The sequence below is a fragment of the Streptomyces sp. CA-179760 genome, assembly GCF_050937045.1.
Classification (GTDB): domain Bacteria; phylum Actinomycetota; class Actinomycetes; order Streptomycetales; family Streptomycetaceae; genus Streptomyces.
Genome location: NZ_JBNJLZ010000001.1, coordinates 4,579,722 through 4,605,151, shown reverse-complemented (window position 1 = coordinate 4,605,151; position 25,430 = coordinate 4,579,722). Strand labels below are relative to the sequence as shown.

The following is a 25,430-nucleotide window of genomic DNA, read 5'->3' as shown; positions in this document are numbered from 1 at the left end:
ACGAGGAGGGCCTCCCGTCCCATGTCCGAAGCCACCGAAGTCCTGATCGTGGGTGCGGGTCCCACCGGTCTGATGCTCGCGGGAGACCTCGCCGCGGCGGGCGTCTCAGTCACCGTGCTCGAGTGCCGCACCGAGAGGTCGCGGCTGACCCGTGCCTTCGCGGTCCATGCCCGGACGCTCGAACTGCCGAGGTGGTGGCCGGCGCGGACGTCACCGGGGCCGAGCAGGACGCCGACGACTTGAGCGTGACCGTGCGCCGGCCCGACGGCACGGCTCACACTCGGCGTGCTGCTTAGATGCGGCTGGCGCTGATCCATTCGCCCGTGCTGAGTAACCGCCATGAACCTGCTCGCGCGCGGCGCCGCCGCCATCCCTCCGGTCGCCGACCGTCTGGCGGCCAAGGCGACGGGTATCGCCATCTTCCACCCGGCCTCCTCCGGCACCCACCCCCGCACCGGCATCGTCAGCCGGTGTTCCCCGAGGTGACGGGCTGGCTCGGGCCTCGGCAGGGCGTGGCATCGACATGAACCACGACACGACAGAGCCCCTCTCCACTGACGATGGAGAGGGGCTCATACCCTGAACGGGCTGCGGTGGCTGGGGCCGGGGTCGAACCGGCGACCTTCCGCTTTTCAGGCGGACGCTCGTACCAACTGAGCTACCCAGCCACGAGGTTTCACGTGAAACCTCAGCGGTCCTGACGGGATTTGAACCCGCGGCCTCCACCTTGACAGGGTGGCGAGCACTCCAAACTGCTCCACAGGACCAAGCGTGTCGTACGACAGTGTCGCACAGGGTGGTGCGTGCCCCCAACGGGATTCGAACCCGTGCTACCGCCTTGAAAGGGCGGCGTCCTAGGCCGCTAGACGATGAGGGCTATCGGCCCGCCTGCGCGCTTCTCAGCGCGTCGGGGACGTGAGAAGCATATGGGATGCCGGGACCTATCGCCAAAACGGTTTAGGGGGAGGCGGACGGAGTGCCCTCCGTGGGGGTGCTCGGGGAGCTCGGTGACGGGTCCGCGCCTGGCTGGTTCTCCTCCGGCAGGTGGCGGCTGACCTCGGCTGTCGTGAGGCCGAGGCCGCCCAGCTCGATCTCGTCCCAGGCCTGGAGGTGGCGGGTGTCCCGGTCGAAGTAGAGGATCGACGCCTCGATGGGGTCCGGGTGCTTGCCCTCGATGGCGCGCAGGCCGCTGCCGCCGGTGGAGCCCTCGATGCGGAGCCGGGTGCCGTACTTCAGGACCTCCGTCTCGTCGTGGTGCAGATGGCCGGCCAGTGCCAGGGGGACCTCGCCGTCGACCTCGCGGACCGCCGCCGGTTCGTGGGCGACGGCGACGTCCACCGGGGTGCCGGCCGCCCGCTGATCGCGCAGGGCCGTTGCCAGCCGGGCGCCCGCCAGCTCCTGTGACTGGGCGGCGCCGATCTGCTTGGAGCGGTCGGGGGTGTACTGCGGATCGCCGATGCCCGCGAAACGCAGGCCCTTGATCGTCGTCGCCCGGCCGTCGTCCAGGACGTGGACGTTCTTCAGGTCCTCCATATAGCGCTGGGTGAGCATCGAGTCGTGGTTGCCGCGGACCCAGACATAGGGGGCCCCGAGGTCCTCGATGGGGTCCAGGAAGCCGTTCTCGGCGGCCGTGCCGTGGTCCATCGTGTCGCCCGAGTCGACGATCACGTCCACCTTGTACTGCTCCACGAGCGAGGCGATGATCTTCCAGCTCGCCGGGTTGAGGTGGATGTCCGAGACGTGCAGGACCCGGAGCGTGGAGGGGTCGGGCGCGTAGGCCGGGAGCGTCGAGGTGGCGTCGTAGAGCTTGGTCACGTTGGTGACCAGGCGGGCCAATTCCTTCTGGTAGACGTCGAATTCGGTGACGATGCTGCGCGCGTTGCCGACCAGGGACGGGGCCGAGGTGAGCAGGCCGGAGAACTTGGGTTCCAGGACGGAGTCGGGGCGCCAGGTGGCGTAGGCCGTGCCGCCCGAGGCGGCGAGGAGGGTGAGGGCGAGGCCGCCGGCGGCCAGGGCGCGGCGGGGGCGGCGGTAGACCGCGAGGCCGAGGGCGGTGGCGCCGGCGACGACGGCGACGCTCGAGCGGACGGCCAGGTCCAGGGTGCCGCGGCCGACGTCCTCGGTGACCTCGTCCTGGAGGCCGGAGAGGCGTTCGGGGTGGTCGACCAGGGCCTGGGAGCGATCCGGGTCGAGCTGGTCGACGTTCACGTCCAGGCGGACCGGGGCGTGGTGGCTGTCCAGCGCCAGGGCGCCCAACGGTGAGATGTTGATCTTGGTGCCACCGGTGAAGGAGGGCCGCAGGGTCATGGTGGTGTTCATCGGGCCGACCGGGACCCGGACGTTGCCCACGACCAGCAGACCCAGCCATGCGCCGAAAAGGACGACGGCCACGAGTCCGGCCGCGCGGGCCCACGGGTGCGGCTGCCGTACGAGCTCGATCGTGGTGGGCGCCTGGCGGGAGCGATAGCGGCGGGCCAGGGCGCGCGGGGGCTTGCGGATCGGGTTCAGGACACTCAGGACTGCGGCGGGGACGCGGGCCATTGATCCCGTATGCCCAAGTCCCGGGCCGGATATGCGACGCCGGATGGCTCTCGTACGGCCGGGTCTTGGCTGACAATGGGCCTGTGCTGGAGATGACGCGCGAGGAGTTCGAGGAACTGGTCGCCGAGGCGCTCGACCGGATCCCGCCGGAGTTGACGCGACTGATGGACAACGTCGCGGTGTTCGTCGAGGACGAACCGCCGGCGGACGATCCCGAGCTGCTCGGGCTGTACGAGGGGACTCCGCTGACCGACCGGGGGAGTGGTACGCCGGTGTGCTGCCGGACCGGATCACGATCTACCGGAACCCGACGCTGCGGATGTGCGAGTCGCGGGAGGACGTCGTCGCGGAGACGGAGGTCACCGTGGTGCACGAGATCGCACACCACTTCGGCATCGACGACGAGCGCCTTCACGCCCTGGGCTACGGCTGAGCGTGATGTGAACGCGCGGCGCGTGTCCTCTTGTGGGCGGCGGGAGTTGGAGGTGTTGACTCCATCACCCTTCCCGGAGGTGGCCCCGTGCGCCCCTTGTACGTACCCGTCCGCCTGGCCGCCACGGTCGTGGCCGTCGCCGCTGCCGCCGGCTGCATGAGCGTCGGCGCCGACGGCGCGGGCGGGAGTGCCAAGCCGTCGCACTCCGCGGGGCAGCGCGGCGGGGAGGGGAGCGGCGGCGGGGCGGCCGTGTCGGGTGGCGGCGCCGGGGCCGGTGCGGCGGCGGCCGACGGCAAGCACGGGCGCGGCAAGGGGAAGAAGGGCCGGAAGGGCGAGCGCGGCAAGCCCGGGGAGTCGGCGTCTCCCGAGGCGTCGCCGTCCGCCGCGGTGAGCGCGCCCGCACCGGGAGGCGGCAGGCCGGGGAAGCCCGACCGGCCGACGCCGAAGCCGCCGGCGCCACCCACTCCCACCCGGACGGCCGAACCGGAGCCCACGCCGACACCGCCCGAGCCGACGGCATCGCCGGAGCCGACCCCGGAGCCGTCGTCGTCGGCGCACGAGCCGCCGGGGCCGCAACTGGAGCAGCGGGAGCCGGCTCCGGAGGCGGGGGCGCCGGCGTAGTAGCCCCCGCTGTGAGCCTCGTCGCGGCGGGAACATACTGTGGGGGTGGTCGGTTGACAGCCGACGGGAGGTTCTCCGGGCCACTGGCCTTCAGAGAGCGTCCCTGCTGTCTCCTACGGAGTCCGGTTTGCCTTGCGGGGCCCGGAGTGCGTATGGTGGCAGATCGTTTGATCCCATTCTTTGCCCGGCGCCACCGCAGAGTGCGCGTCGTGTGGCGCGTACTCTCCCTTGCCGTGGTGGACCGCATTGAGGCGGTCGTATTGCGAATCGCGAATCACGGAGTTGACGGGCGCGTGCCGATCGAGACTCCGGAAGGTTTCGCATTCGCATGTCCATCGCCAGTACTGATCACGTCGTCGTGCCCGAGAACGAGGCAGCCGACACCACCCCCGAAGTGACCTTCGCCGACCTCGGCCTGCCCGAGGGCGTCGTGCGCAAGCTCGCACAGAACGGCGTGACCACCCCCTTCCCCATCCAGGCCGCGACCATTCCGGACGCCCTGGCCGGCAAGGACATCCTCGGCCGTGGCCGCACCGGCTCCGGCAAGACCCTCTCCTTCGGTCTGCCGACCCTGGCGACGCTCGCCGGCGGCCGCACCGAGAAGCACAAGCCGCGCGCCGTCATCCTCACGCCGACGCGTGAGCTCGCCATGCAGGTCGCAGACGCGCTCCAGCCCTACGGCGACGTCATGGGGCTGAAGATGAAGGTCGTCTGCGGCGGTACGTCGATGGGCAACCAGATCTACGCCCTGGAGCGGGGCGTAGACATCCTGGTCGCCACCCCGGGCCGGCTGCGCGACATCATCAACCGCGGCGCCTGCTCGCTGGAGAACGTGCAGATCGCCGTTCTCGACGAGGCCGACCAGATGTCCGACCTGGGCTTCCTGCCCGAGGTCACCGAGCTGCTCGACCAGGTTCCGGCGGGCGGCCAGCGCATGCTCTTCTCGGCCACGATGGAGAACGAGATCTCCACGCTGGTCAAGCGCTACCTGACCGACCCGGTGACGCACGAGGTCGACAGCGCCCAGGGCAACGTCACGACCATGTCGCACCACATCCTCATCGTGAAGCCCAAGGACAAGGCGCCGGTCACCGCCGCGATCGCCGCCCGCAAGGGCCGCACGATCATCTTCGTCCGCACCCAGCTGGGCGCCGACCGTATCGCCGAGCAGCTCTGCGATTCCGGTGTGAAGGCCGACGCGCTGCACGGCGGTATGACGCAGGGCGCGCGTACCCGCGTGCTCGAGGACTTCAAGAAGGGCTACGTCAACGCGCTCGTCGCGACCGACGTCGCCGCCCGCGGCATCCACGTCGACGGCATCGACCTGGTGCTGAACGTGGACCCGGCCGGGGACCACAAGGACTACCTGCACCGGGCCGGCCGTACGGCGCGTGCCGGCCGCACGGGCACCGTCGTCTCCCTCTCGCTGCCGCACCAGCGGCGTCAGATCTTCCGGCTGATGGAGGACGCCGGCGTCGACGCCGGGCGCCACATCATCCAGGGCGGCGCGGCCTTCGACCCGGAGGTCGCCGAGATCACCGGCGCCCGGTCGATGACCGAGGTCCAGGCCGAGTCCGTGGGCAACTCCGCGCAGCAGGCCGAGCGTGAGGTCGCCCAGCTCACCAAGGAGCTGGAGCGGGCGCAGCGGCGTGCGACCGAGCTGCGTGAGGAGTCCGACCGGCTGCACGCGCGGGTCGCTCGTGAGCGGGGCGAGGAGCCCCCGGCCGTGGTGGCCGGCGAGACCGCGGACGCCCCGGCCGTCGCCGAGGTGTCGGTGCCGGAGCAGCCGACCGCGCAGGACATCGAGCGTACGGAGCGTACGGAGTCCTCCCCGTCGTACGAGAGCCGGGAGCGGCGCGACGAGCGCGGCGGGCGTGACCGCTACTCCGACCGGGACCGGTCCTTCGACCGTGACCGTGGTGGTGACCGCGGCGGGCGTTCCTTCGACCGTGACCGCGGTGGCGACCGTGGTGGCCGTTCGTTCGAGCGTCGTGACGACCGCGGTGGCTTCAACCGTGACCGCGACCGTGACCGTGGTGGTGACCGCGGTGGCCGTTCCTTCGACCGTGACCGCGGTGGCGACCGTGGTGGCCGTTCGTTCGAGCGTCGTGACGACCGCGGCGGCTTCAACCGTGACCGCGACCGTGACCGTGGTGGTGACCGCGGCGGGCGTTCCTTCGACCGTGACCGCGGTGGCGACCGTGGTGGCCGTTCGTTCGAGCGTCGTGACGACCGCGGCGGCTTCAACCGTGACCGCCGGGACGACCGTCCGGGCTTTCGCCGCGACGAGCGTGGCGGGCACCGCGGCAGCGACCGTCCCTTCAACCGGGACCGCCGTGACGACCGTCCGGGTTACCGCTCCGGCGGTCACGACCGCCCGAACGGCCGTCGTGACGACCACCGCGGCGGCGGCTCCTTCGGCCGCCGCGAGGACAAGCCGCGCTGGAAGCGCAACAGCTGACGCATAACCGCGTGGAGCGCCGTGGCCCCCGCCCCTGAGGGCGGACCACGGCGCTTCGCTTTCCGTCCCGTACGGTGGTGTGTGACCGTCACGAGCCGATACCCGATCGGAGACTCGCCGTCGTCCGGCTATGCTCGTGGGGGCAACATCACCTGGGCCCTTAGCTCAATTGGCAGAGCAGTGGACTTTTAATCCATTGGTTGTGGGTTCGAGTCCCACAGGGCCTACCGCAGCGCAGCGCCTGAGTCGGCTTCGGTCGGCTCGGGCGCTGCTTGGGTTTGCGACGCCGATCCCATGGCTACCGGGGAAGCATGGGTGAGCCGGGTCGGTTCACCCTCCGTCCGCTGTGACGGACGCTACACTCGCATTCCCTGGCTGGGGGGCTTCCAAGCCGGGGCCGAGTGCGGCTGGTGCGTGAACGACGGGGGCGCCGTGCACAACAGAGTCACTCCATTGGACATGGCCAGGCGGGTGTCCGGTCCGGAGAGGAGAACCCTCCCGAGCCGCAAGCCGGCAGCCGCCGTCGGGCCCGCGCCGTCCAAGCAGGTTCTGACCGACCTCCTGGAGCAGCACTACCCGGAGGTCGTCCAGTTACTGCGCTGGGTCGGTTGCGAGTCCCTGGACGATTTGATGAGCGAGTGGATCCAGCACCGTGGTGCGGCCTGGGTGCACGAGGTTCTCGACGCTGACAGAGATCCAGGATTTGTCTTCACCGCCTGGAAGGACGTCCTGAACGCCCGTGACCAGTCCATGCTGGTCCTTGAGTCGTTCGTCTTCGAGGGCAACCTGTGCCGGTTCGCGGCCTGCGCCGCGACGGGTATGCCTGCGTGGATGCGGTACGACAAGACGCTTCATGTGGTTCGGCAGCGACTGGCCCTCTCCCTGTGGGACCACGCCCTGTCCGTCAACTGGCGGCGCCCGGTGGTCTTCTGCCGGGCATTGCGCCTGGCCCGGACCTACCTGGAGCACGTGGTCGGGGACAGCGAGCTGACCGACGCCAGGAGCAAGCTCCAGTTCTCCGGCCGGCTGGGGCAGGCAGCGGTGATGCTGGCGCGGTTCGAACAGGTCGGAGTCGCTGAGCTGGAGGCGTCGGCGGAGCAGTTCCGGGTCTCGATCGCCGAGGGGAACCCTGCCGCTGACGCGGTCCCCTACCTTCTGGAGTGCTACCTGCGGCTGCACGACCACACGGGGAACCGGGAACATCTGGGCCAGGCCGTCCTTACCGACAAGGAGTTCCTCACCGAGTCGCGCAGCACCACGTGGCACCTGCTCATGGCCGAGATCTGGCTGCGGCTGGCTGACGGCACACGCAAGGACGGCAATTTCGACATCTACCTGACGCGGGCTGAGAATGCGCTCAGGCTCGCCAGGGAGCCGAGCGGTGGTGAGGCCGTACAGCACGCGCTGCTGGTGTGTGTGGCCGGCGCCGCCCGCAGGGCCCCGGTACTGGTCCCGCGGATACGACTCGGGCTGCGGCGGCTCAACAACCCCTTCGGACTCGGCGAGCATCTGCGCCGGTTCGCGGAGGCCGGCCATCCCGCGGTGGAGCTGCCGGCTGTGCTCGTCCACGACCTGCAGAGCCGCTTCTCGTCCTCCACGGAACCGCTGCATCGCCGCCTCCTGTCCGACTGCCTCAGGGCGTACGTCCAGCTCGAGGACCTCGGCGAGATGGAGCGGGACAAGGTGCTCCGCACGGCGCTCGGCCTGCAGGACGGCTCGATCGTCAAGGCGGGACCACTGACCGACGAGCTCAGCCGGATCCGCTACGCGGACGACCTGCTGGCCATGGCCGCGTTGCGGGACAACCGAGTGTTCTGGATCGAGGGGATCACCCGGCTGATCCGGGAAACGGGGACGAACACCACCTCCTGCGTTCCTCTCGTCAGGCTCGGCCGGGAGCTCGAGAAGGGCGGAGTGACCGTCAGCCAGGCCGAACGAGGCGCCATGCGGGGCCGGTTGGGCGACATCGCACAGGCCGACAAATGGATCCAGGCGGTCGCGGACGGCAACCCGGCCTATTTCTACGAGGAGGCCGCCGACCGGGCCATCAGCAGCCCCGACCTCGTACGCCGGAACCTCGGCGGCCGCAGCAACGTGGTGACCGTCGACGACTACCTCGGCTTCACCAACTCCACGCTCGTCTTCAAACCGACGACGCGGCTCTGCTTCGACCGGGACACCGAGAAGTCGGCCGCGGTGCAGCGAACGCTGAAACGCATGGAAGCCGAGGGCGAGTTCGGGATCATCGATCTGATCACCACCATCTCGGTCGCTGACCTGCCGCACGGTGAGGAGCAGTTCCCGGTCGGTACAGAGATCATTTCCGTACGCCGCTTCGAACACGGCACGGTACTCGCCGAGCGGCTGTCGCCCACCCAGCCGGAATCGTCCTGCGAACTGCTCAAACGCGCGGCGAAGTTCCTCGCCTACGTGCACGGATCCTGCGACACACCTCAGACCCCGGTCCCCGGCGTACGCAAGGAGGTGCGCAACGAGGTACGGATGTGGCTGCGGGCGATCCTGCCCGACGAGCCGCCCAGCGAGGTCAACGCGCTGTTCGAAGAGTGGTGGGCGCTGCTCGACGGCACCGGTCTGCCGCCACAGCCCCGACGGGATGCTCATGCCTTCAACTGGCTGGTGACCGACACCGACCGGATCATCGCGGTCGACCTGGAAGCGTCGCACTGGCGCCCCATGGGGTACGAACTCGCCCAGCTGACCGACGACGTGCCGGCTCTTCCGGTGGGCCGTTGGGACCTGCGCCGTGAGGTGGTCATGGCGTACCTGGAGGCGTTGTCGCACTGCCAGGGTGTCCTGGCCGTCGACGTGGAGAAGCTGTGGACTGCTTATCGGGGTTCCCTGCTGGTCCGCGCGGTGCGCTGTCTGAGTGACCGTACGGGGGGACAAGGCGTCCGCGAGCACGGCGAGGCACTTCTGGACGAGCTGTGCTCGCACCTCGCAGCCGATGACCCCCTGAGCAGCCCCGGGCTCGATTCCATGCGCGACGTCGCGATCAGGCTGCGTGACGCCTGGGCGGAGCGGCGCGGCACCCCGGGGGACGCTCCGCTGCGCCAGCTCAAGGACGGCCGAAGGCGCCGCATCAGCCGCACCTTGGCCTATCACCTTCGCCACGATTCCGGGATCGCGCGCGATGACCAGGGGTGGGTGTCGGTCGACACCCTGGTGGTGGCACTGGAACCCAAGCTCAGGGTCTCCGCCGACGAACTGATCAGCGTGGCGCGAGCGGTCACCGAGACCCGCTTCGAGGTCCGCGAAGGTTCCATCCGGGCTCGCTATGGCCACTCGCGACCGGCGGCCATCGAGTACAAGCTCCGACAGCCGGAGACCCCGCTCTACCACTGCACGCCCAGCGCCGCTCTCCGTAACGTCTTCGAGCGGGGCGAGGGACTACGGCCGATGACCCGGCAGTGGGTCCACCTGACGACGGACCGCGCCGCAGCCCTCAGTGCCGGGAAGCGGCACGGTCCCTGTGTGCTGCTGTGCGTGCCTGACCCTGCCGGCCTGCAGTGCCGGCATGCGGGAGGCAACACGTGGCTTGTCGCCCAGGTTCCGCCGGAGGCGCTCAGGGTGGTGCCGCTGCACCGGCTGTTCGCCACTCATGGGTGACGGCCTCGGGACCCGGGCCGGGGACAGTGCGCTGACTCTCCGGGCGGCTCAGCCCGTCGTCAGCATCCCCGTCCGCAGTCGGGCCACCGTCCGGGACAGCAGTCGGGAGACGTGCATCTGGGAGATGCCGAGGCGCGCGCCGATGTCGGCCTGGGTGAGTTCTTCCACGAAGCGGAGGTGGAGGATGAGGCGCTGGCGTTCGTCGAGTTCGGCGAGCAGGGGGCGAGGGCGTGGAAGTCCTCGACCAGTTCGAGGGCCGGATCCTCCTCGCCGATGAACTCCGAGAGTGTCGCGTCGCTTTCGTCCGCGTCGCCGCCGACCGTCGCGTCGAGGGACGAGGAGAGGTAGCCGTTCGCCGCGACCTGGGCCTCGACGACCTGCTCCTCGGTCATGTTCATCAGGGCGGCCAGTTCGGCGACCCGGGGAGCGCGGCCGAGGCGGGAGGCCAGTTCCTCGGTGGCCTTGGCGAGTTCCGTACGGGCCTCCTGGAGGCGGCGCGGCACGTGCACGGCCCAGGACGTGTCACGGAAGAACCGCTTGATCTCGCCGACGATGTAGGGCACCGCGAAGCTGGTGAACTGAACCTCGCGGGAGACCTCGAAGCGGTCGATCGCCTTGATCAGCCCGATGATGCCGACCTGGACGACGTCCTCCATCGCCTGGCCGCCGCCGCGGAACCGGCGGGCCGCGAACCGCACCAGGGACATGTTCATCTCGATGAGCGTGTTGCGCGCGTACTGGTATTCGGGAGTGCCCTCCTCCAGTACGGCGAGCCGCTCCAGGAACTGTCCGGTCAGTCCGCGCGCGTCCTGCGGGGCGAGCTTCTGGGGTTCGGCGATCCGGGGCAGCACCTCACTGGTCTCGGTACCGGCATCCGTCGTCGTGCCGATGCGCTTGGTCGCCGTCACGGGCCCTCCCTCTAGTCCCGGCCCGCTCCCGTCCCCCGACAGGCCACCTCCAGCGCCGCTACCCGCAGTCGCCCGGCTCATGCCCCGCATATGCCCCATCGAGACGTTGGCCACAGTCGGTGCAGGTCGGGGCGGTGCGGGGTACCCACAAGAGTCTGTGACCGTACGGGACGGGAGGGTGGGGCGGCATGGCGGGGAGGAGTTCAGGCAGTCCGGGTGCCGGGCGAGCGGGAGTCGCCGTCGTCGTCGGCGTCGTCGGAGGCATCGTGTATCCGGGCCGCCGCCGCGTCGCAGAACGCCTCGAGGCCCTGCAGCAGCGCGACGCGCTTGGCGGCCGGCATCTGGTCGAGGACCGCGCGCAGCGCCTGCTCCCTTCGTACGCGCAGATCGGCGAGGAACGTACGGCCCCGGCCGCTGAGGCGCAGGCGCACCTCGCGCCGGTCCACGGGGCTCACCACGCGCTCGACGAACCCGGTCGCCTGCAGCCGGTCGCACAGCCGGCTCGTCGAGGGCGGTGTGGAGGCCAGGGAGTCGGCGAGCGTGCGCAGGTTGATGCCCTCGTGGTGTTCGAGGATGAGCAGCACGCGCAATTGGGAGGCGGAGGCGGGTGCCGTCGAGGCCCGGCCCCAGAGGACTTCCAGCAACTCCGCGGCCGTGGAGGTCACACGTGCGACCTCTGCTGGCTCAGGGCGGGGTCGGAGGGAAGTCACAGTCACACTCTCGCAGGCACCGGGGTGGCCGTCAGCGTACTAGGCGCCCGGGGAGCCAGGGGTGACCCCGGTCGGGGCCGTTGTTCCCGCCCCGTGCCATGACTGTCCCGCCCGTGCTGTGAAGACCTGAGGACTGACCATCGTGACGACGATCGTGAACAGATTCGTGGCCGCCGAGCGCGCCCTGCGCACGGCGGCGCCCCATCAGCTGCTGGACGCGGTCCGTCGTGTACTGACCGATCAGTACGCGGCGGACTCCGTCGAGCTTTTCCTGGCCGACTACGGGCTGACGGTGCTTCAGCCGGTGTCCGTGCTGCCGCACACCCTCCAGCCGGTGTCCGTGCACAACAGCCCGGCGGGCCGGGCCTTCGGGGCTCAGGAGGCCTTCGTGGAGGCCCTCGCGGGTGACCGGGTGGACAAGGTCCGGGCGCATCTGCCCGTCACCGTGCGCGGCGACCGGCTCGGCGTACTGACCGTCGTCCTGCCGGGCGGCGAGCACGCCGACGGCTGCCTCGGCGAACTGGCGGAGATCGCCCAGGTGCTGGGGCACGAGGTCGTCGTCGCCGAGCGGGACACCGACCTGTACCTCCAGGCACGCCGCAGGGACCGCCTCACCCTGGCCGCCGAGATGCAGTGGCAGCTGCTGCCGGGCCGCTCCTGCGCCCGCCCCGAGTACGAACTCGGCGCCCAGCTGGAACCGGCGTACGCGATCTTCGGCGACAACTTCGACTGGTCCGCCACGGCCGACCGGCTCAGCCTCTACGTCACCAACGGCATGGGCGAGGGCATCGAGGCCTCGCTGCTGACGAACCTGGCGATCAACGCCCTGCGCAACGCGCGCCGGGCCGGTCTCCCTCTCGCCGACCAGGCCGCCCTGGCCGACCAGGCGGTGTACGCGCACTACCGGGGCCGCTGCTACCTGTCCGTGCTCATGCTCGACTTCGATCTGGCCACCGGGCGGGTCAGGGCGGTGGACGCCGGGTCCCCGCGACTGCTGCGGCTGCGCCGGGGTGTGGTGGAACGGGTCGACTTCGACGCGCAGTTGCCGCTGGGCATGTTCGAGGAGACCGACTATGTGGCCCAGGAGTTCGGGGCCGAGCCCGGCGACCGGCTCGTCTTCGTCAGTGACGGGGTGTACGGCGTCGCCTCGCCGGGCGGAGAGGCGTACGGCGACATCGCCCTGGCCCGGGCGATCCAGTCGACCCGGCTGCTCCCGGCCGCCGATGTGCCCCGGGCCGTCCTGCGCGAACTGAGCGGCCATCGCGGCAGGCCGGTCGCGGACGACGACGCCCTCGTGGTGTGTCTGGACTGGCGTGGTCGATGACGGGCGGGGAAGGCGCAGGCCAGGGGCGACGACGGGCAGTTGTTTGGTGAAGCCTACCGGCGGCACTAATGTTTGTCATACGGCAAGTAACGGCTGAGGTGCCGGAGCGCGGCCCTCGGGCCGGCCCGTGCAAGGGAGCGATGCAAGTGTCGGAATCGGAACGGAACGCGGAACAGGAGCCGGCCCATCACCAGGTGAGCGCCTTCCTCGAACGGCGCCGGGAGCAGGTCGCCCAACGATGGGCGGACGCCGCGCTGTTCCGCACGGTCTTCACCGTCTCACGGGACGAGGCCGTGGAGGCCGGCAGGTCCGTGGCCGCGGCGCTGGCGGCGGTGGCGGCCACCGGTCGGACGGAGGACATCCGGGCGCCCGGATTCGAGCCGGTGCGCGACCAGTTGGGCCGGATGGCGGCCTCCCGCGCCCGTACGGGGATGGACCCGGACGGCGTCGCCGACGAGGTCGCCGCTCTGCGCGAACCGGTGACCGAACTGCTGCGCGCCGAGTTCCCGGACCCGTACGCCCCCGAGGCCCAGGAGAGCGTGCTGGCCCTGACCGTGCTCATGGGCACGCTGCGCATGGTCGTGATGGAGACCCTGGTCAGCGCGGGCGAGGAACTGATCGCACGGCAGCGCGAGCAGCTCCTCGAAGCGGCCACCCCGGTGATCAAGCTCTGGGAGAGCACCGTCGCCGTGCCGCTGATCGGCACACTGGACAGCGCGCGCAGCCAGGTGGTCATGGAGAGCCTGCTGGACGCGATCGTCGCCGAGCGGGCCCGGTTCGCCATCCTCGACATCACCGGTGTCCCCACGGTCGACTCGCTGGTCGCCCAGCACCTGATGAAGACGGTGGCGGCGGCCCGGCTGATGGGCGCCGAGTGCATCGTCTCCGGGATCCGGCCCGCGATCGCGCAGACCATCGTCCACCTGGGCATCGACCTCGGCACGGTGCTCACCCGCTCGAGCCTGGAGGACGCGCTGGCCTACGCGCTCAGCCGGCAGGGCGTCGAGATCGCGCCGCTCCGGTCGGTGGGCCCGGCGGCCGACGCGGGCGTGCGGTGACCGGGTTCGGGCCGGGGGTGCCCGGACCCGCGGGGGGACACGCCTTCACGGTGCCGGTCCTCCAGCTGGGCGACACCCTGCTGGTCACCCTCCAGGGAGAGCTGCACGACGGGATGGCCGAGCAGCTCCAGCAGGACATCACGGCCCGGATCGCGCACACGCGCGTGACCGGGGTGGTCATCGACATCTCGGGCGTCGACATGGTCGACTCCTTCCTGGGGCGGGTCCTCGCCGAGATCGCCGCCGGAGCCGGACTGCTGGCCGCCCGTACGGTACTGGCCGGGATGCGCCCGGCGGTGGCGATCACCCTGGTCGAACTGGGGCTCACTCTGCCGGGGCTGCGTACGGCCCTGGACGTCGAACGCGCGATGGAGCTGCTCGCCGCCGGTGAGCCTCACAGTGAGGGGAGTCCCTGATGCAGGCCTCCCGCCATGCCGTGCCGACGAGCCTGCCGATCGGCTCGGACGCCGATCTGGCCTGGGTTCGGCAGCAGGTCCGGCAGGCGGCCGCCGAGCTGGGCTTCGGGCTGGTGCAGCAGACCAAGCTCGTCACGGCGGCCAGCGAACTGGCCCGCAACACCCTCGTCCACGGCGGGGGCGGGCATGTGGAGATCACACCGCTGGGCGTCGCGTCGTCGAGCGGACTGCGGCTGGCCTTCGTCGACACCGGGCCCGGCATCCGTGATCTGGAGCAGGCGATGACCGACGGCTACACCAGCGGGGGCGGGCTCGGTCTCGGCATGAGCGGGGCGAAGCGGCTGGTCCACGAGTTCGAGGTGGAGAGCAGGCCCGGTGAGGGGACCACCGTCACCGTCACTGCCTGGGCCACCGCCGTCCCGCCGTCCCGGCCGGGGGCCTGATGAGCAGGGTGTGGGACGTGCCGGTGGACGACTCGACCAGGGTGCGGGACGTCCGGGTGGCGGCCGAGGAGGCCAGCGCATGTGCCGGGCTTCCCGGCCCCCGTACCGCGACCGCCGCGCTCGTGGCGACGGAACTGGCGACCAACCTGCTGCGGCACGCGGACGGCGGGCGCGTCCTCATCAACCTCGTCGAGCCCGGCCGCGACGGCACCCCGGAGACGTCCGTGCAGATCGTCTCGCTCGACCACGGCCCGGGCATCCCGGACATCGCGGCGGCGATGCGCGACGGCTACACCACCGCGTCCTCCCTGGGCGCCGGCCTGGGCACGTGCCGGCGCATAGCGAACGACTTCGACCTGCACAGCGCCCCCGGGCGGGGCACCGTGGCCGTGGCCCGCGTCGGTCACGAGCGGGCCGCCAAGGGATCGCAGGGGTCGCGGCCCCTGCCGGGCCCGCGCGTGGGCGGCGTCAACGTCCCCCTCGGCCGGGCCGAGCACTCCGGCGACGCGTGGAGCCGGGTGTACGGCGGCGACCGCGTGACCCTGCTGCTCGCCGACGGGCTCGGCCACGGCCCCAAGGCAGCCGAGGCGTCCGGCGCCGCCGTGGCCGAACTGCGCGCGGTGGCCGATCTGCCGCCCGCCGAGATCCTGCGGCGCCTGGGCAGGACCCTGCGGCCCACCAGGGGTGCGGCCGTCTCCGTGGCCCAACTCGACCTCACATCGGGACAGTTGAGCTTCGCCGGGGTCGGCAATGTCGGCGGCCGGCTGCGCACCGACGGCATCTGGAAGCCGTTGCTGTCCCACCCCGGCATCGTGGGCGCGCAGGCTCCGGCGTCCGTGCCCGTGCAGCGCTTTCCCTGGCAGGAGGACAGCCTGCTCGTCCTGCACAGCGACGGGCTGCCCGGCCGCTGGACACCGCCCGACGACGGTGTGCTCCTCTCCTGCGACCCGGCGGTGGTGGCCGTGGCGGTGCTGCGGGACGCGGGGAGTGCGGCTCTGCCGGTGCGGGACGACACGTGTGTGGCCGTGCTGAGTGGTGGGCTCGGTTCAGGGGCCTGAACTCGCCTTCTGCCGCCCTCACTGGCCGTCGGTTCCACCCGCCCCGTCGGTTCCGCCCGTTCCGTCAGGGTGCGGCGCTACCCCGTCCCGTGCCGCCAGGAATCCCAGCAACCCCCGGCTCAGAGCCACCCGTTCCGCCGGTTCCATCGCCGTCAGCGCCATGGCCAGGGCCTCGGCCCGGCGGTCTGCGACGTCGCCGAGGACATGCCGGCCGTGCGAGGTGAGCCACAGCTGCACCTCGCGGCGGGCCCCCGGATTCGGGGCCCGTTCCAGCAGGCCGGCCGCCGCGAGCCGGTCGCAGAGCCGGCTGGCCGTGGGGAGGCCGATGTCCATCTCGTCCGCCAGGGCCGTGACGTTCAGTCCGGGCCCCGCCTCCACCGCGCGCAGCGCCCGCAACTGGTGCGGGGACAGACGCAGGGACGCCTCCTGCGCGGCGACCGACCACAGGGCCGTCAGACTGTCCACGGCATCGGCGATCCGAGACGCGACGGCCTCCGGGCCGTCGCCCGGTCCCCTCGCCCTGGGGTCGCCGGGGGCGCCGAGATCGGTCACGAAACGTCACTTTCCATAAGCTCCGGGTACTGCGGAGATCGCTCCCTTGCAAAGGCTGTACCCGATGAGCCGAGGAGCAAGCAGCCTCGTTCATCACCCGGCCGTGCCGGGCCCCGCTCAGCCCGCGCTGAGCTCCGTCAGCGCGGCCAGCGGCAGCGTGTGCTGGGTCTGCAGCACTTTCGCGCGCAGGTAGCGGACGTTGTGCGCGGTGGTGAAGACGCCCGTGGGGACGCGGTCGCGCACATCGACGCCCAGGGTGCGCAACTGGTCCGCCTTGTCGGGGTTGTTGGAGAGCAGGTCCAGCTCCCTGATGCCCAGGGCCGTCAGCATCTGGGCCGCCGCCGTGTAGTCGCGGGCGTCCTCCGGCAGCCCCAGGGCCGCGTTCGCCTCGTACGTGTCGAGGCCCTGGTCCTGGAGGGCGTACGCGTCGAGCTTGTTGTAGAGGCCGATGCCCCGGCCCTCCTGACGGAGGTAGAGGAGCACGCCGCCGCGGTCGGCTATGCGCTCGACGGCCTCGCGCAGCTGCGGACCGCAGTCGCAGCGGGCCGAGCCGAACACGTCCCCGGTCAGGCACTCTGAGTGCAGTCGCACCAGCGGGACCGGGCCGGGCTCGCCCAGGACGACGGCCACGTGTTCCTGGTGGTCGGCCAGTCCGTGGAAGGTGACGAGTTCGGTGTCGACCTGGTAGCCGTCGTGGAAGCGAAGCGGTACCCGGACGCGGGAGCGCGGGGTGGCGAGGGCGGCGGGGGTGTCGGGCATGCGGGGCCTCCGGGTTCCGTTCCTGTTCGGCTGCACAGCCGTCTGCTTCAGATTTGAAGCAGTTCCACGCTCCGGAACACTACCCTTGCTTTAAATTTGAAGCAACGAGGTCCGGTCGCGTGTGACGTGCCTCACTGAAGAGCCCTTTGGGGTCCCTGCGGGCCGCCTCGGCCGCCTCACGAACAGGCCGTGGAGGACCTCCGCCGCCATGGCACGTCGTCCGCCGTCGCCCGGGTGCCGTCCTCCTGGAGCCCCTGCGCGATCGCCGCGGAGATCTCCTCCAGCTGCGCCACCTGCTCCTCGCTGAGCCGGTCGAACACGAAACTCCGCACGGTCTCGACATGCCCGGGCGCCGCGCGCTCCAGCACCGCGAACCCCGCCTCGGTCAGCGCGGCGATGCTGCCCCGCTTGTCGTACCGGCAGGCCTCGCGCCGCAGCATGCCGTCCTTCTCCAGCCGCGTCACCGCGTACGTCAGGCGGCTGCGCGTGATCTTCAGCCGCTGGGCGAGATCGGTCATGCGCAGGCGCTGTTCGGGGGATTCCGACAGGACGGAGAGGATGGAGTAGTAAAGGTGCGGCATGCCGGCGTCCTGCTGGAGCTGCCGGTCGATCGCGTCCTCCAGGAGCAGTGAGGAGGCGATGTACGCGCGCCAGGCGCGTTGCTCCTCGGGGGTGAGCCAGCGAGTCGTCATACCGCCAGTGTAGGTTTGTTTCAAACTTGAACCAAGACCCGGCGGGATCCACCCGTCCCACCGGTCCGCCGTCCCACCCGACCGGGGAGCGTCGATGCCTCACCCGTACGTCCTGCTGTCCGCCGCCGTCTCCCTCGACGGCTACCTGGACGACACCGGGCCCGAACGCCTGCTGCTGTCCGGCCCGGCCGACTTCGACCGGGTCGACGAGGTCCGGGCGTCCGTCGACGCGATCCTGGTCGGCGCCGGCACCATCCGCGCCGACAACCCGCGTCTGCTGGTCAACTCGGAGGAGCGGCGGGCCGCCCGCACGGCGGCCGGCCGACCGGAATACCCCCTCAAGGTCACCGTCAGCGGCTCCGGCGACCTCGACCCCCAGGCGCGGTTCTGGCACACCGGCGGCGAGAAGGTCCTCTACACGACCGACCAGGGCGCCGAGCGTGCCCGGGCCCTCGGCCTCGCCACCGACGTGGCCGCCCTCGGCACCGACCTCGACTGGCGTCGGCTCCTCACCCACCTGCACGACGTCCGGGGCGTGCGACGGCTCATGGTCGAGGGCGGCGGCCTGATCCACACCCAGCTCCTCACCCAGGGTCTCGCCGACGAACTCCAGCTGGTCCTCGCCCCGCTCTTCGTGGGCGATCCGAAGGCGCCCCGCCTCTTCGGGCCCGGCGGCTACCAGGGCGGCCGGCTCCGGCTGCTGGAGACGCGGCGGATCGAGGACGTCGTCCTCATGCGCTACGAACCCACCGCCCCGGGCACCGGCCCCCTCGCCACCGCGGCCGACCACCACTGGCTGGCCCTCGCCTGCGAACTGGCGGATCTCTGCCCGCCGTCGGACACGGCGTTCAGCGTGGGCGCGGTGGTGGTCGCGGCCGACGGCACGGAACTGGCCCGCGGTCACTCCCGCGAGGGCGGCGACCCTCTCGCGCACGCCGAGGAGGCGGCCCTGGCGAAGCTCGGCCCCTCCGACCCTCGCCTCGCCACCGCCACCGTCTACAGCAGCCTGGAGCCCTGCGCCCGCCGCGCCTCCCGCCCCGCGCCCTGCGCCCGGCTGCTCCTCGACGCGGGCGTACGCCGCGTGGTCACGGCCTGGCGCGAGCCGGACACCTTCGTCCGGGGCGCCGACGGCAGTGGGGTCCTGGCGGCCGGCGGCGCGGAGGTCGTGGTCCTTCCGGAACGCGAGCAGCAGGCGAAGGCCCCGAACCGTCACCTGCTCTAGCGGGCGGATTCCGCCGCTGAGCATGAGGTGGTCACGAGTGGTCCCGCGGATGGCGTACACTGGAATCACAACGACGCGGGGTGGAGCAGCTCGGTAGCTCGCTGGGCTCATAACCCAGAGGTCGCAGGTTCAAATCCTGTCCCCGCTACTGAAGGCCGAGGGCCGGAATCCGAAAGGGTTCCGGCCCTCGGTGTTTTCCGGTTTTCCACCCCCCGGTTACCGACCGTGAGTGAAGCGCACCGTTCCGCTCAGCAGCTGACACGCCGTCAATACCCGGCAGTCACTTACGGAGCGGTCAACTCGCCCGATTTAAGCCTGTCGTGGCAGGTAAGTCCGCACGAAAAAGGTTAATGATCAAGTGGAACCGCTGGAATCCGCTCCCCGGGTCTATTAACGTTCGATAACGCAGCGCGGTCGTCCCAGCCGTCACAGAAGGCGGCTCCGTGCGCACGCGCCGAATCCCGAAAGGGAACCGGGGAACCACCACTTGGGGTGAATCGGGCGTAAACCGCCGTGGAAGCACGGTCGGTATACGCGCGTAGGAGACCTTCCTGCTCCGAACCCGTCAGCTAACCCGGTAGGCGAGAAGGAAGGAAAGGAGTACGCCCACGTGGCGTCCAACCGGCCTGCCCCCGCGGCCCCGTTCGCGCGAGACCAGCGCGACACCGAGACTTTCGGCTACGGCGGTCAGCGCACCGACGAGGGCCCGTTCCAGGAGTGGAACCCCACCGAGGAATCCATCCGTCCCGTCCGTGGCCGGCATCGCGTCAGCAAGCAGCGCGGCGGGGGTCTCGCCCGCAGCTCCACCGTCCTGGGCGTCGGCGTCATAGCCGCCGTGGGCGCGGGTGGCATGGCCAGCGCCCAGACCGGCAAGCCGCCGGTGTCCATCTCCGTGCCGGACCTTCCCTCGGTGGGTTCCCTCATCTCGGACGACGACACTCCCGAGGGTTCCTCGACTCCGCTGAGCGGTCTCGGCAGCACGGCCACGGCGAAGGCCGAGAAGGGCTCCTCCGGCGCCGGCGAGGCGCTGCGCGCCCGGATCATGGCCCAGGTCGAGCACCAGCAGGACCAGATCGACACCAAGGCCGCGCAGGACGCCGCCGACGCCGCCGAGAAGGCGGCCTCGGAAGCCGTGGCCAAGGCCGAAGAAGAAGCCAAGGCCAAGGCCGCCGAGGCCAAGCGGAAGGCGGAGGAGGAGGCCAAGAAGAAGGCCGAGGCCGAGCGGCTCGCCGCCCTCGCCAAGCAGTTCACGCTGCCGACCTCCTCGTACACCATCACCTCCAGCTTCGGTCAGGCCGGCGCCTACTGGTCCTCCGGCTACCACACGGGTCTCGACTTCGCCGCCCCCACGGGCACGCCGATCAAGGCGGTGCACAGCGGCACCATCACCGAGGCGGGCTGGAACGGCTCGTACGGCTACAAGACGGTCCTCACCCTCGATGACGGCACGGAGCTCTGGTACGCGCACCAGTCCTCCATCGGCGTCAGTGTCGGCCAGAAGGTCAGCACGGGCGATGTCATCGGCCGCGTCGGTGCCACCGGCAACGTCACCGGCGCCCATCTGCACCTCGAGGTGCACTCCGGTGGCTCCAGCAGCGGGATCGACCCGATGGCGTGGCTGCGGGGCAAGGGCCTGAACCCGTAGGCGCCACAAGCCAGTCGAAGCACCGACGGCCCTGACGACGCCCCCCCGACGTCAGGGCCGCCGGTTTCCGGCGGGTGTGCTTCCCCTGTGCGCGAGGGCGTTTACAGGACCTTTGCGTCTGACCTGGAATGAGCCGATCCGGCACGGCCGTTGACGAGAGGCATGACTTCTCTTCGCAAGCTCGGCTCCTCCGACCTCGAGATCTTCCCGCTCGCCCTCGGCGGCAACGTCTTCGGCTGGACCGCCGACGAGGCACAGTCCTTCGCCGTCCGTCCTCGACGCCTACACCGCCGTCGGCGGCAACTTCGTCGACACCGCCGACGTCTACTCGGCGTGGGTCGACGGCAACCAGGGCGGCGAGTCCGAGACCGTCCTCGGCAAGTGGCTGCAGGCGCGCGGCAACCGCGCCGATGTGGTCGTCGCCACGAAGGTCAGTCAGCACCCCGAGTTCCAGGGCCTGTCCGCCGCCAACATCAAGGCCGCCGCCGACGCCTCGCTGCGCCGCCTGCGCACCGACTACATCGACCTCTACTACACCCACTTCGACCAGCCCGACGTGCCGGTGGAGGAGATCATCGGGGCGCTCGACGAGCTGGTGAAGGCCGGGAAGGTACGGCACATCGCCGCCTCCAACATCTCGGCGGAGCGGCTGCGGGCCTCCCTGGAGTTCTCCGACCGCGAGGGCCTCGCCCGCTATGTGGCGCTCCAGCCCCACTACAACCTGGTCTCCCGCGACACCTACGAGGGCGAGCTCCAGGACCTCGCCGAGCGCTCCGGCCTGGCGGCCGTCCCCTACTACGCGCTCGCGTCCGGCTTCCTCACCGGCAAGTACCGGCCCGGTACCACCGTCGACAGCGCGCGGGCCGGCGGCGCCGCCAAGCACCTGGAGACCGAGCGGGGCCTGAGGGTCCTCCACGTCCTCGACGAGATCGCCGCGGTCCACGACGTCCCCGTCGCCACGGTCGCCCTGGCCTGGCTCGCGGCCCAGCCGACGGTGGCGGCCCCGATCGCGTCCGCACGCACGGTGGAGCAGCTGCCGGCACTGGTCGGGGTCGGGGAGCTCACACTGACGGAGCCGGAGGTCGACCGTCTCACAGCGGCTTCGGCCTGAGCGGTCGCTGCGGCGGGGTCTCGTCCTGCCAGGTGAGCATGCTCGCCGTCTGAACAGCCCGGGGCACAGCGCCACGGCCGGGGCGCCCGGCCCCGGGCCGGCAGACGGCCGACCTGGTTGGCCGGCGGTTGCCGTCGGCGCCTCGGCCTACGAGCGGTACGGGTTGTACGCGGGGTACGGCGTCGTCGGGGCGGGGTGCGGCGTGGCCGGATGGCCGTACCCGTACGCCCCCGTCGGATGGCCGGACCCGTACGCCTCCGTCGGATGGCCGTACCCGTACGCCCCGTGCACCGGCCACGGCGGTGCCGACACCGGTACGGGCGGGGCCGTGATCCGGGCCGCGTGGTCCAGTGCGGGGCGGGCGGCCTCGCGGCGACGCCACAGTTCCTCCAGGAGCTCCCGCTCCCGGACGACGAAGTCCGCACCGGCGCGGCCGCGGCGGCCCCGGTGGCGCAGGAACGCCAGAGACGTCGCGTAGGACTCGTACTGCGCCACCGTCAGCGCCGCGGTCTTCCCCGCGTGGCGGCGGGCGTACTGGCGGGCGATCCGCCGGGCCCGCATCGAGCCGAGCGCGTACGGCTCGGCCGGGGTCAGCCAGCCGGCGACGGCGTACGCGGGCAGCTCCGCCCGTACGGTCCTCAGCTCCCGCTGCCGGGTCCAGATCACCAGCCACGTCAGCAGCCCGAAGACGGGCACCATGAACGCCGCGTACACGGCGAGGAACCCGTACTCGCCGAACGCCGACGAGCCGTTCCACATCGCGTGCATGCCCATCGCGAGCAGCAGCCCGGAGAGCGGGAAGGCGACGCGGCGGATACGCCTGCGGTCCGCCGAGAGCGCGGCGATGCCGAAGCCGATGCCCGTGAGGACCGTGAAGAGCGGGTGCGCGAACGGCGACATGACGATCCGCACGAAGAAGGTCGCCGCCGTGACGGAGGCGATGCCGCTGTGCCCGGCGAGCTGGTCGGTGCCGAAGGCGATGCCCAGATAGAGGATGTTCTCCGTGAACGCGAAGCCGGTGGCCGTGACGCCGGCTATGACGACTCCGTCGACGATGCCGGTGAAGTCACGCCGCCGGAAGAGGAAGACCAGTAAAACGGCCGCGGCCTTGGCCGACTCCTCGACCACTGGTGCGATGACGGTCGTGCCGAGTGTGTCCGCGCTCGTCGGGTCCGCGGTCGCCGTCGCGATCCACTGGGTCGCGAAGCTGTTGGCGACGATCGCTATCAGGGCGGCCGCGCAGGCGCCCCAGGCGAAGGCGAAGAGCAGGTTCCGCCAGGGGCCCGGTTCGACCCGGTCCAGCCAGCGGAACGCGGCTATGAGGAGAGGGACCGGGAGAACGGCCAGCCCGAGCCCGACCAGGAACCCCTCCGTGCCGGTCTCCTCGCGGACCAGGGCGAGGATGACCAGGCCGGAGATCACGAGGAGCGTGGACAGCGCGCCGTAGCGCACCCAGGCGCGCTGCCACCAGTGGGCGTGCCGCAGGGGGCCGGCGGCTGCGCCGGCGAAGGGCACACCGTCGGGGGGACCGATGGGGTACGACGGATATGGGGGGCAGGTGGCCACGGCATTGACCCTAACGACGGATGGGCGCTGTCCGCAGGCGGGAGAGATCCGGAGGCGGTCAGGAGCCGGCGGGGGCTTGCTCCACGTGCTGTACGCGACGGAAGAGGAGGTCGTTCACGACATGTCCCTTGTCCAGTCCCTGGCCCTCGAAACGGGTCAGGGGACGGAAGTCGGGACGGGGCGCGAAACCGCCGTCCGCCTGCGTGTTCTCGAAGTCGGGGTGTGCGGTGAGGACCTCGAGCATCTGCTCGGCGTACGGTTCCCAGTCGGTGGCGCAGTGCACGGTCCCGCCGGGCCTGATGCGGGTCGCGGCCAGGGTCAGGAAGTCGGGCTGGATGAGCCTGCGCTTGTGGTGCCGCTTCTTGGGCCAGGGGTCGGGGAAGTAGACGCGCAGGCCGTCGAGGGAGTCCGGGGCGAGCATCTCGCGGAGCAGGATGATCGCGTCGCCGTTCGCCACCCGGATGTTGGACATGCCGTCCCGGTCGGCGAGATTGAGCAGATTGCCCTGGCCGGGGGTGTGGACGTCGACGGCGAGGATGTTGGTGCGGGGGTCGGCGGCGGCCATCCGGGCGGTCGCCTCGCCCATGCCGAAGCCGATCTCCAGGACGACGGGGTTGTCGTTGCCGAACAGGTCGGCGAGGTCGAGCCCCCGGTGCCCGTCGATGTCCAGTCCCCACTTGGGCCACAACCGCTGCAGCGCGTCCGCCTGCCCTGCCGTCACCCGGCTCCGCCGCGGCTGAAAACTCCGGATCCGCCGCTCGAAGTGCGACCCGGCGGGATCGGCCTTCGGCCCGTCGGGAAAGCGCGGCTCACCCTTGGCCCGCGTATGCCGGATGGACACACCGGGCGCGTGGTCGGGGTGCTCGCCGTCGGGGATGCTGGGCGGCTGGGTGCTTTCGGGGGTATTCAAGTCAGACACAGTGAGGCCGATTTTACGGCGGCAGATGAAGAGGGTGCGGTGGGGCAAGGCCGTGGCACCCCGTCGCCGGGGCGCGGGGCCCACCCGGAGCGGCGTCACAGCCCGCTCAGCGCCCTCCGGGCCACCTCCCGCCCGATCGGCAGGGACGCCGTGGCCGCGGGAGACGGGGCGTTCAGCACATGCACCGTGCGTGCGCCCTCGCGGATCAGGAAGTCGTCCACCAGCGTGCCGTCCCGCAGGACGGCCTGGGCCCGCACCCCCGCGGCCGTCGGCACCAGGTCCTCCTCGGACACCCCGGGCAGCAGCCTCCCCACCGCGTCCGTGAACGCCGCCTTGGACAGCGACCGGCGCAGCTCACCCGCCCCGTACCGCCAGTGCCGGCGGGCGATCCGCCAGGATCCAGGCCAGGCCAGGGTCGATCCCAGCTCGCGCCAGCGGACCGTGCCCCAGCCGTACCCTTCGCGGGCCAGGGCCGGCACCGCGTTGGGCCCGACGTGGACACCGCCGTCGATGCCGCGGGTGAGATGCACCCCGAGGAACGGGAACGCCGGGTCGGGGACGGGGTAGACCAGGCCCCGTACGAGCTCCGGCCGGGCGAGCTCGTAGTACTCGCCCCGGAACGGCACGATCTGGACGTCCGGGTCGTCCCCGGTCAGCCGGGCGATCTCGTCGCTGTACAGGCCCGCGCAGTTCACCAGGACCCGGCCGCGCACCACGTCCCCGGCCGAGGTGAGCGCGGCGACGCCCAGCTCGGGGCGGCGGTCGATACGGACGACCCGGGTGCCGTAGCGGATCTCCGCGCCCGAGCCGTGGGCCAGCTGACGGGCGACCGCGACGAAGTCGCAGATGCCGGTCGTGCCGACGTGTATGGCGGCGAGGCCCCGGACCTCCGGCTCGTACTCCGTGATCTGGGACGCGCACAGCTCCCGCACCGGGATCCCGTTCTCCCGGCCGCGCTGCACGAGCGCGTGCAGGCGGGGCAGCTCGGAGCGGTCGGTCGCGACGATCAGCTTGCCGGTGACGGAGTGCGCGATGCCGTACTCGGCGCAGAACTTGACCATCTCCGCGGCGCCCCGCACCGCGTAGCGCGCCTTGAGGGAGCCGGGGCGGTAGTAGACGCCGCTGTGGATGACGCCGCTGTTGCGGCCGGTCTGATGCCGGGCGGGGCCCGGTTCCTTCTCCAGCACCGTGACACGTGTGCCTGGTGCGGCGCGGGTGATCGCGTACGCCGTCGACAGACCGACGATCCCGCCGCCGATCACCAGCACGTCACAGTCGTAGGCGAACCGCACGAGCACCACCTCCCACCTCGATAGTGCACTGCGCCACTGACATCGCCTTCAAACGCGCAGGACGGCGGCAGG

Annotated in this window: 19 protein-coding genes, 5 tRNA genes, 4 pseudogenes and 1 riboswitch; of the genes and pseudogenes, 16 read left to right on the top strand and 12 right to left on the bottom strand. The window is 71.2% G+C overall.

The window, feature by feature from the left end; all coding sequences use genetic code 11:
* Positions 1-21 precede the first annotated feature (21 nt).
* A pseudogene (locus ACQEV8_RS20690) lies at positions 22-186 on the top strand (FAD-dependent monooxygenase); the annotation flags it as partial.
* A gap of 153 nt (positions 187-339) precedes the next feature.
* A complete protein-coding gene (locus ACQEV8_RS20685) occupies positions 340-486 on the top strand; it encodes a hypothetical protein (protein ID WP_432962317.1) in 147 nt (48 codons plus the stop codon).
* Between the two features lie 108 nt (positions 487-594).
* Here ACQEV8_RS20685 and ACQEV8_RS20680 read toward each other — a convergent pair.
* The 4 genes from ACQEV8_RS20680 to ACQEV8_RS20665 form a co-directional block, all read right to left on the bottom strand.
* Positions 595-668 (bottom strand) — tRNA-Phe (locus ACQEV8_RS20680).
* Positions 669-692: 24 nt separating this feature from the next.
* Positions 693-767, bottom strand: a tRNA-Asp gene (locus ACQEV8_RS20675).
* 37 nt (positions 768-804) lie between these two features.
* Positions 805-877, bottom strand: a tRNA-Glu gene (locus ACQEV8_RS20670).
* Positions 878-957: 80 nt separating this feature from the next.
* Positions 958-2,541 (bottom strand): metallophosphoesterase family protein, encoded by a 1,584-nt coding sequence (locus tag ACQEV8_RS20665; protein ID WP_432962315.1) that lies wholly within the window; start codon positions 2,539-2,541, stop codon positions 958-960.
* Positions 2,542-2,624: 83 nt separating this feature from the next.
* Here ACQEV8_RS20665 and ACQEV8_RS20660 point away from each other — a divergent pair.
* From ACQEV8_RS20660 to ACQEV8_RS20640, 5 genes and pseudogenes are all read left to right on the top strand, one after another.
* Positions 2,625-2,974: pseudogene (locus tag ACQEV8_RS20660) on the top strand (metallopeptidase family protein).
* Positions 2,975-3,061: 87 nt separating this feature from the next.
* Positions 3,062-3,595 (top strand): hypothetical protein, encoded by a 534-nt coding sequence (locus ACQEV8_RS20655; protein WP_432962313.1) that lies wholly within the window; start codon positions 3,062-3,064, stop codon positions 3,593-3,595.
* Between the two features lie 328 nt (positions 3,596-3,923).
* Complete coding sequence (locus tag ACQEV8_RS20650; protein ID WP_432962311.1) at positions 3,924-6,056, top strand: DEAD/DEAH box helicase; 2,133 nt, start codon at positions 3,924-3,926, stop codon at positions 6,054-6,056.
* Positions 6,057-6,210: 154 nt separating this feature from the next.
* A tRNA-Lys gene (locus tag ACQEV8_RS20645) sits at positions 6,211-6,283 on the top strand.
* A 232-nt stretch (positions 6,284-6,515) separates the two neighbouring features.
* On the top strand, positions 6,516-9,683 hold the full coding sequence (locus ACQEV8_RS20640) for an RNA 2'-phosphotransferase (RefSeq protein ID WP_432962309.1): 3,168 nt from the start codon (positions 6,516-6,518) through the stop codon (positions 9,681-9,683).
* Between the two features lie 48 nt (positions 9,684-9,731).
* Here the strand turns inward: ACQEV8_RS20640 and ACQEV8_RS20635 are convergent.
* Positions 9,732-10,591, bottom strand: a pseudogene (locus tag ACQEV8_RS20635) (RNA polymerase sigma factor SigF).
* A gap of 203 nt (positions 10,592-10,794) precedes the next feature.
* Entirely contained in the window at positions 10,795-11,307 is a 513-nt protein-coding gene (locus ACQEV8_RS20630) for a MarR family transcriptional regulator (RefSeq protein ID WP_432962307.1), read from the bottom strand.
* 148 nt (positions 11,308-11,455) lie between these two features.
* On the opposite strand from ACQEV8_RS20630, the gene ACQEV8_RS20625 reads away from it, so the two are divergent.
* The 5 genes from ACQEV8_RS20625 (at position 11,456) to ACQEV8_RS20605 (ending at position 15,600) form a co-directional block, all read left to right on the top strand.
* Positions 11,456-12,625: a PP2C family protein-serine/threonine phosphatase gene (locus ACQEV8_RS20625; protein WP_432972845.1), complete on the top strand. Its 1,170-nt coding sequence runs from the start codon at positions 11,456-11,458 to the stop codon at positions 12,623-12,625.
* Between the two features lie 140 nt (positions 12,626-12,765).
* A complete protein-coding gene (locus ACQEV8_RS20620) occupies positions 12,766-13,683 on the top strand; it encodes an STAS domain-containing protein (RefSeq protein WP_432962305.1) in 918 nt (305 codons plus the stop codon).
* A 17-nt stretch (positions 13,684-13,700) separates the two neighbouring features.
* A complete protein-coding gene (locus ACQEV8_RS20615) occupies positions 13,701-14,099 on the top strand; it encodes an STAS domain-containing protein (RefSeq protein WP_432962303.1) in 399 nt (132 codons plus the stop codon).
* Positions 14,099-14,542 (top strand): anti-sigma regulatory factor, encoded by a 444-nt coding sequence (locus ACQEV8_RS20610; RefSeq protein ID WP_432962301.1) that lies wholly within the window; start codon positions 14,099-14,101, stop codon positions 14,540-14,542. Before ACQEV8_RS20615 ends, ACQEV8_RS20610 begins: the two co-directional genes overlap by 1 nt.
* The gene (locus ACQEV8_RS20605; RefSeq protein WP_432962299.1) at positions 14,542-15,600 is read left to right on the top strand and encodes a SpoIIE family protein phosphatase; all 1,059 of its coding nucleotides are present in this window, start codon (positions 14,542-14,544) and stop codon (positions 15,598-15,600) included. The genes ACQEV8_RS20610 and ACQEV8_RS20605 overlap by 1 nt, the downstream gene beginning before the upstream one ends.
* 18 nt (positions 15,601-15,618) lie before the next feature.
* Here the strand turns inward: ACQEV8_RS20605 and ACQEV8_RS20600 are convergent, their stop codons facing one another.
* From ACQEV8_RS20600 to ACQEV8_RS20590, 3 genes are all read right to left on the bottom strand, one after another.
* Entirely contained in the window at positions 15,619-16,152 is a 534-nt protein-coding gene (locus ACQEV8_RS20600) for a MarR family winged helix-turn-helix transcriptional regulator (protein ID WP_432962297.1), read from the bottom strand.
* Between the two features lie 117 nt (positions 16,153-16,269).
* Positions 16,270-16,911, bottom strand: a complete 642-nt coding sequence (locus tag ACQEV8_RS20595) for a GTP cyclohydrolase II (RefSeq protein ID WP_432962295.1) — start codon at positions 16,909-16,911, stop codon at positions 16,270-16,272.
* Positions 16,912-17,087: 176 nt separating this feature from the next.
* A complete protein-coding gene (locus ACQEV8_RS20590) occupies positions 17,088-17,603 on the bottom strand; it encodes a MarR family winged helix-turn-helix transcriptional regulator (protein ID WP_432962293.1) in 516 nt (171 codons plus the stop codon).
* A 94-nt stretch (positions 17,604-17,697) separates the two neighbouring features.
* Between ACQEV8_RS20590 and ACQEV8_RS20585 the strand changes: the two genes are divergently transcribed.
* The 4 genes and pseudogenes from ACQEV8_RS20585 (at position 17,698) to ACQEV8_RS20570 (ending at position 21,581) form a co-directional block, all read left to right on the top strand.
* Positions 17,698-18,825 (top strand): dihydrofolate reductase family protein, encoded by a 1,128-nt coding sequence (locus ACQEV8_RS20585; RefSeq protein ID WP_432962291.1) that lies wholly within the window; start codon positions 17,698-17,700, stop codon positions 18,823-18,825.
* Positions 18,826-18,899: 74 nt separating this feature from the next.
* Positions 18,900-18,973: transfer RNA gene (locus ACQEV8_RS20580), tRNA-Met, on the top strand.
* Positions 18,974-19,267: 294 nt separating this feature from the next.
* A riboswitch (cyclic di-AMP (ydaO/yuaA leader) is annotated at positions 19,268-19,424 on the top strand.
* A gap of 11 nt (positions 19,425-19,435) precedes the next feature.
* Positions 19,436-20,470, top strand: a complete 1,035-nt coding sequence (locus ACQEV8_RS20575; RefSeq protein WP_432962289.1) for a M23 family metallopeptidase — start codon at positions 19,436-19,438, stop codon at positions 20,468-20,470.
* Between the two features lie 162 nt (positions 20,471-20,632).
* A pseudogene (locus ACQEV8_RS20570) lies at positions 20,633-21,581 on the top strand (aldo/keto reductase).
* 147 nt (positions 21,582-21,728) lie between these two features.
* On the opposite strand, the gene ACQEV8_RS20565 reads toward ACQEV8_RS20570, so the two are convergent.
* The 3 genes from ACQEV8_RS20565 to lhgO form a co-directional block, all read right to left on the bottom strand.
* Positions 21,729-23,147, bottom strand: coding sequence for a PrsW family intramembrane metalloprotease (locus tag ACQEV8_RS20565; RefSeq protein WP_432962287.1), 1,419 nt, complete (start codon positions 23,145-23,147; stop codon positions 21,729-21,731).
* A 58-nt stretch (positions 23,148-23,205) separates the two neighbouring features.
* Complete coding sequence (gene trmB / locus ACQEV8_RS20560; protein ID WP_432962285.1) at positions 23,206-24,066, bottom strand: tRNA (guanosine(46)-N7)-methyltransferase TrmB; 861 nt, start codon at positions 24,064-24,066, stop codon at positions 23,206-23,208.
* A 95-nt stretch (positions 24,067-24,161) separates the two neighbouring features.
* A complete protein-coding gene (gene lhgO, locus ACQEV8_RS20555; protein WP_432962283.1) occupies positions 24,162-25,367 on the bottom strand; it encodes an L-2-hydroxyglutarate oxidase in 1,206 nt (401 codons plus the stop codon).
* Between the last annotated feature and the right edge of the window lie 63 nt (positions 25,368-25,430).

Coding starts and splice junctions, on each gene's coding strand:
- ACQEV8_RS20610 (WP_432962301.1), top strand. CDS start 14,099: ATGCAGGCCTCCCGCCATGCCGTGCCGACGAGCCTGCCGATCGGCTCG.
- ACQEV8_RS20605 (WP_432962299.1), top strand. CDS start 14,542: ATGAGCAGGGTGTGGGACGTGCCGGTGGACGACTCGACCAGGGTGCGG.
- ACQEV8_RS20590 (WP_432962293.1), bottom strand. CDS start 17,603: ATGACGACTCGCTGGCTCACCCCCGAGGAGCAACGCGCCTGGCGCGCG.
- ACQEV8_RS20585 (WP_432962291.1), top strand. CDS start 17,698: ATGCCTCACCCGTACGTCCTGCTGTCCGCCGCCGTCTCCCTCGACGGC.
- ACQEV8_RS20665 (WP_432962315.1), bottom strand. CDS start 2,541: ATGGCCCGCGTCCCCGCCGCAGTCCTGAGTGTCCTGAACCCGATCCGC.
- ACQEV8_RS20595 (WP_432962295.1), bottom strand. CDS start 16,911: ATGCCCGACACCCCCGCCGCCCTCGCCACCCCGCGCTCCCGCGTCCGG.
- ACQEV8_RS20685 (WP_432962317.1), top strand. CDS start 340: ATGAACCTGCTCGCGCGCGGCGCCGCCGCCATCCCTCCGGTCGCCGAC.
- ACQEV8_RS20650 (WP_432962311.1), top strand. CDS start 3,924: ATGTCCATCGCCAGTACTGATCACGTCGTCGTGCCCGAGAACGAGGCA.
- ACQEV8_RS20620 (WP_432962305.1), top strand. CDS start 12,766: ATGCAAGTGTCGGAATCGGAACGGAACGCGGAACAGGAGCCGGCCCAT.
- ACQEV8_RS20640 (WP_432962309.1), top strand. CDS start 6,516: ATGGCCAGGCGGGTGTCCGGTCCGGAGAGGAGAACCCTCCCGAGCCGC.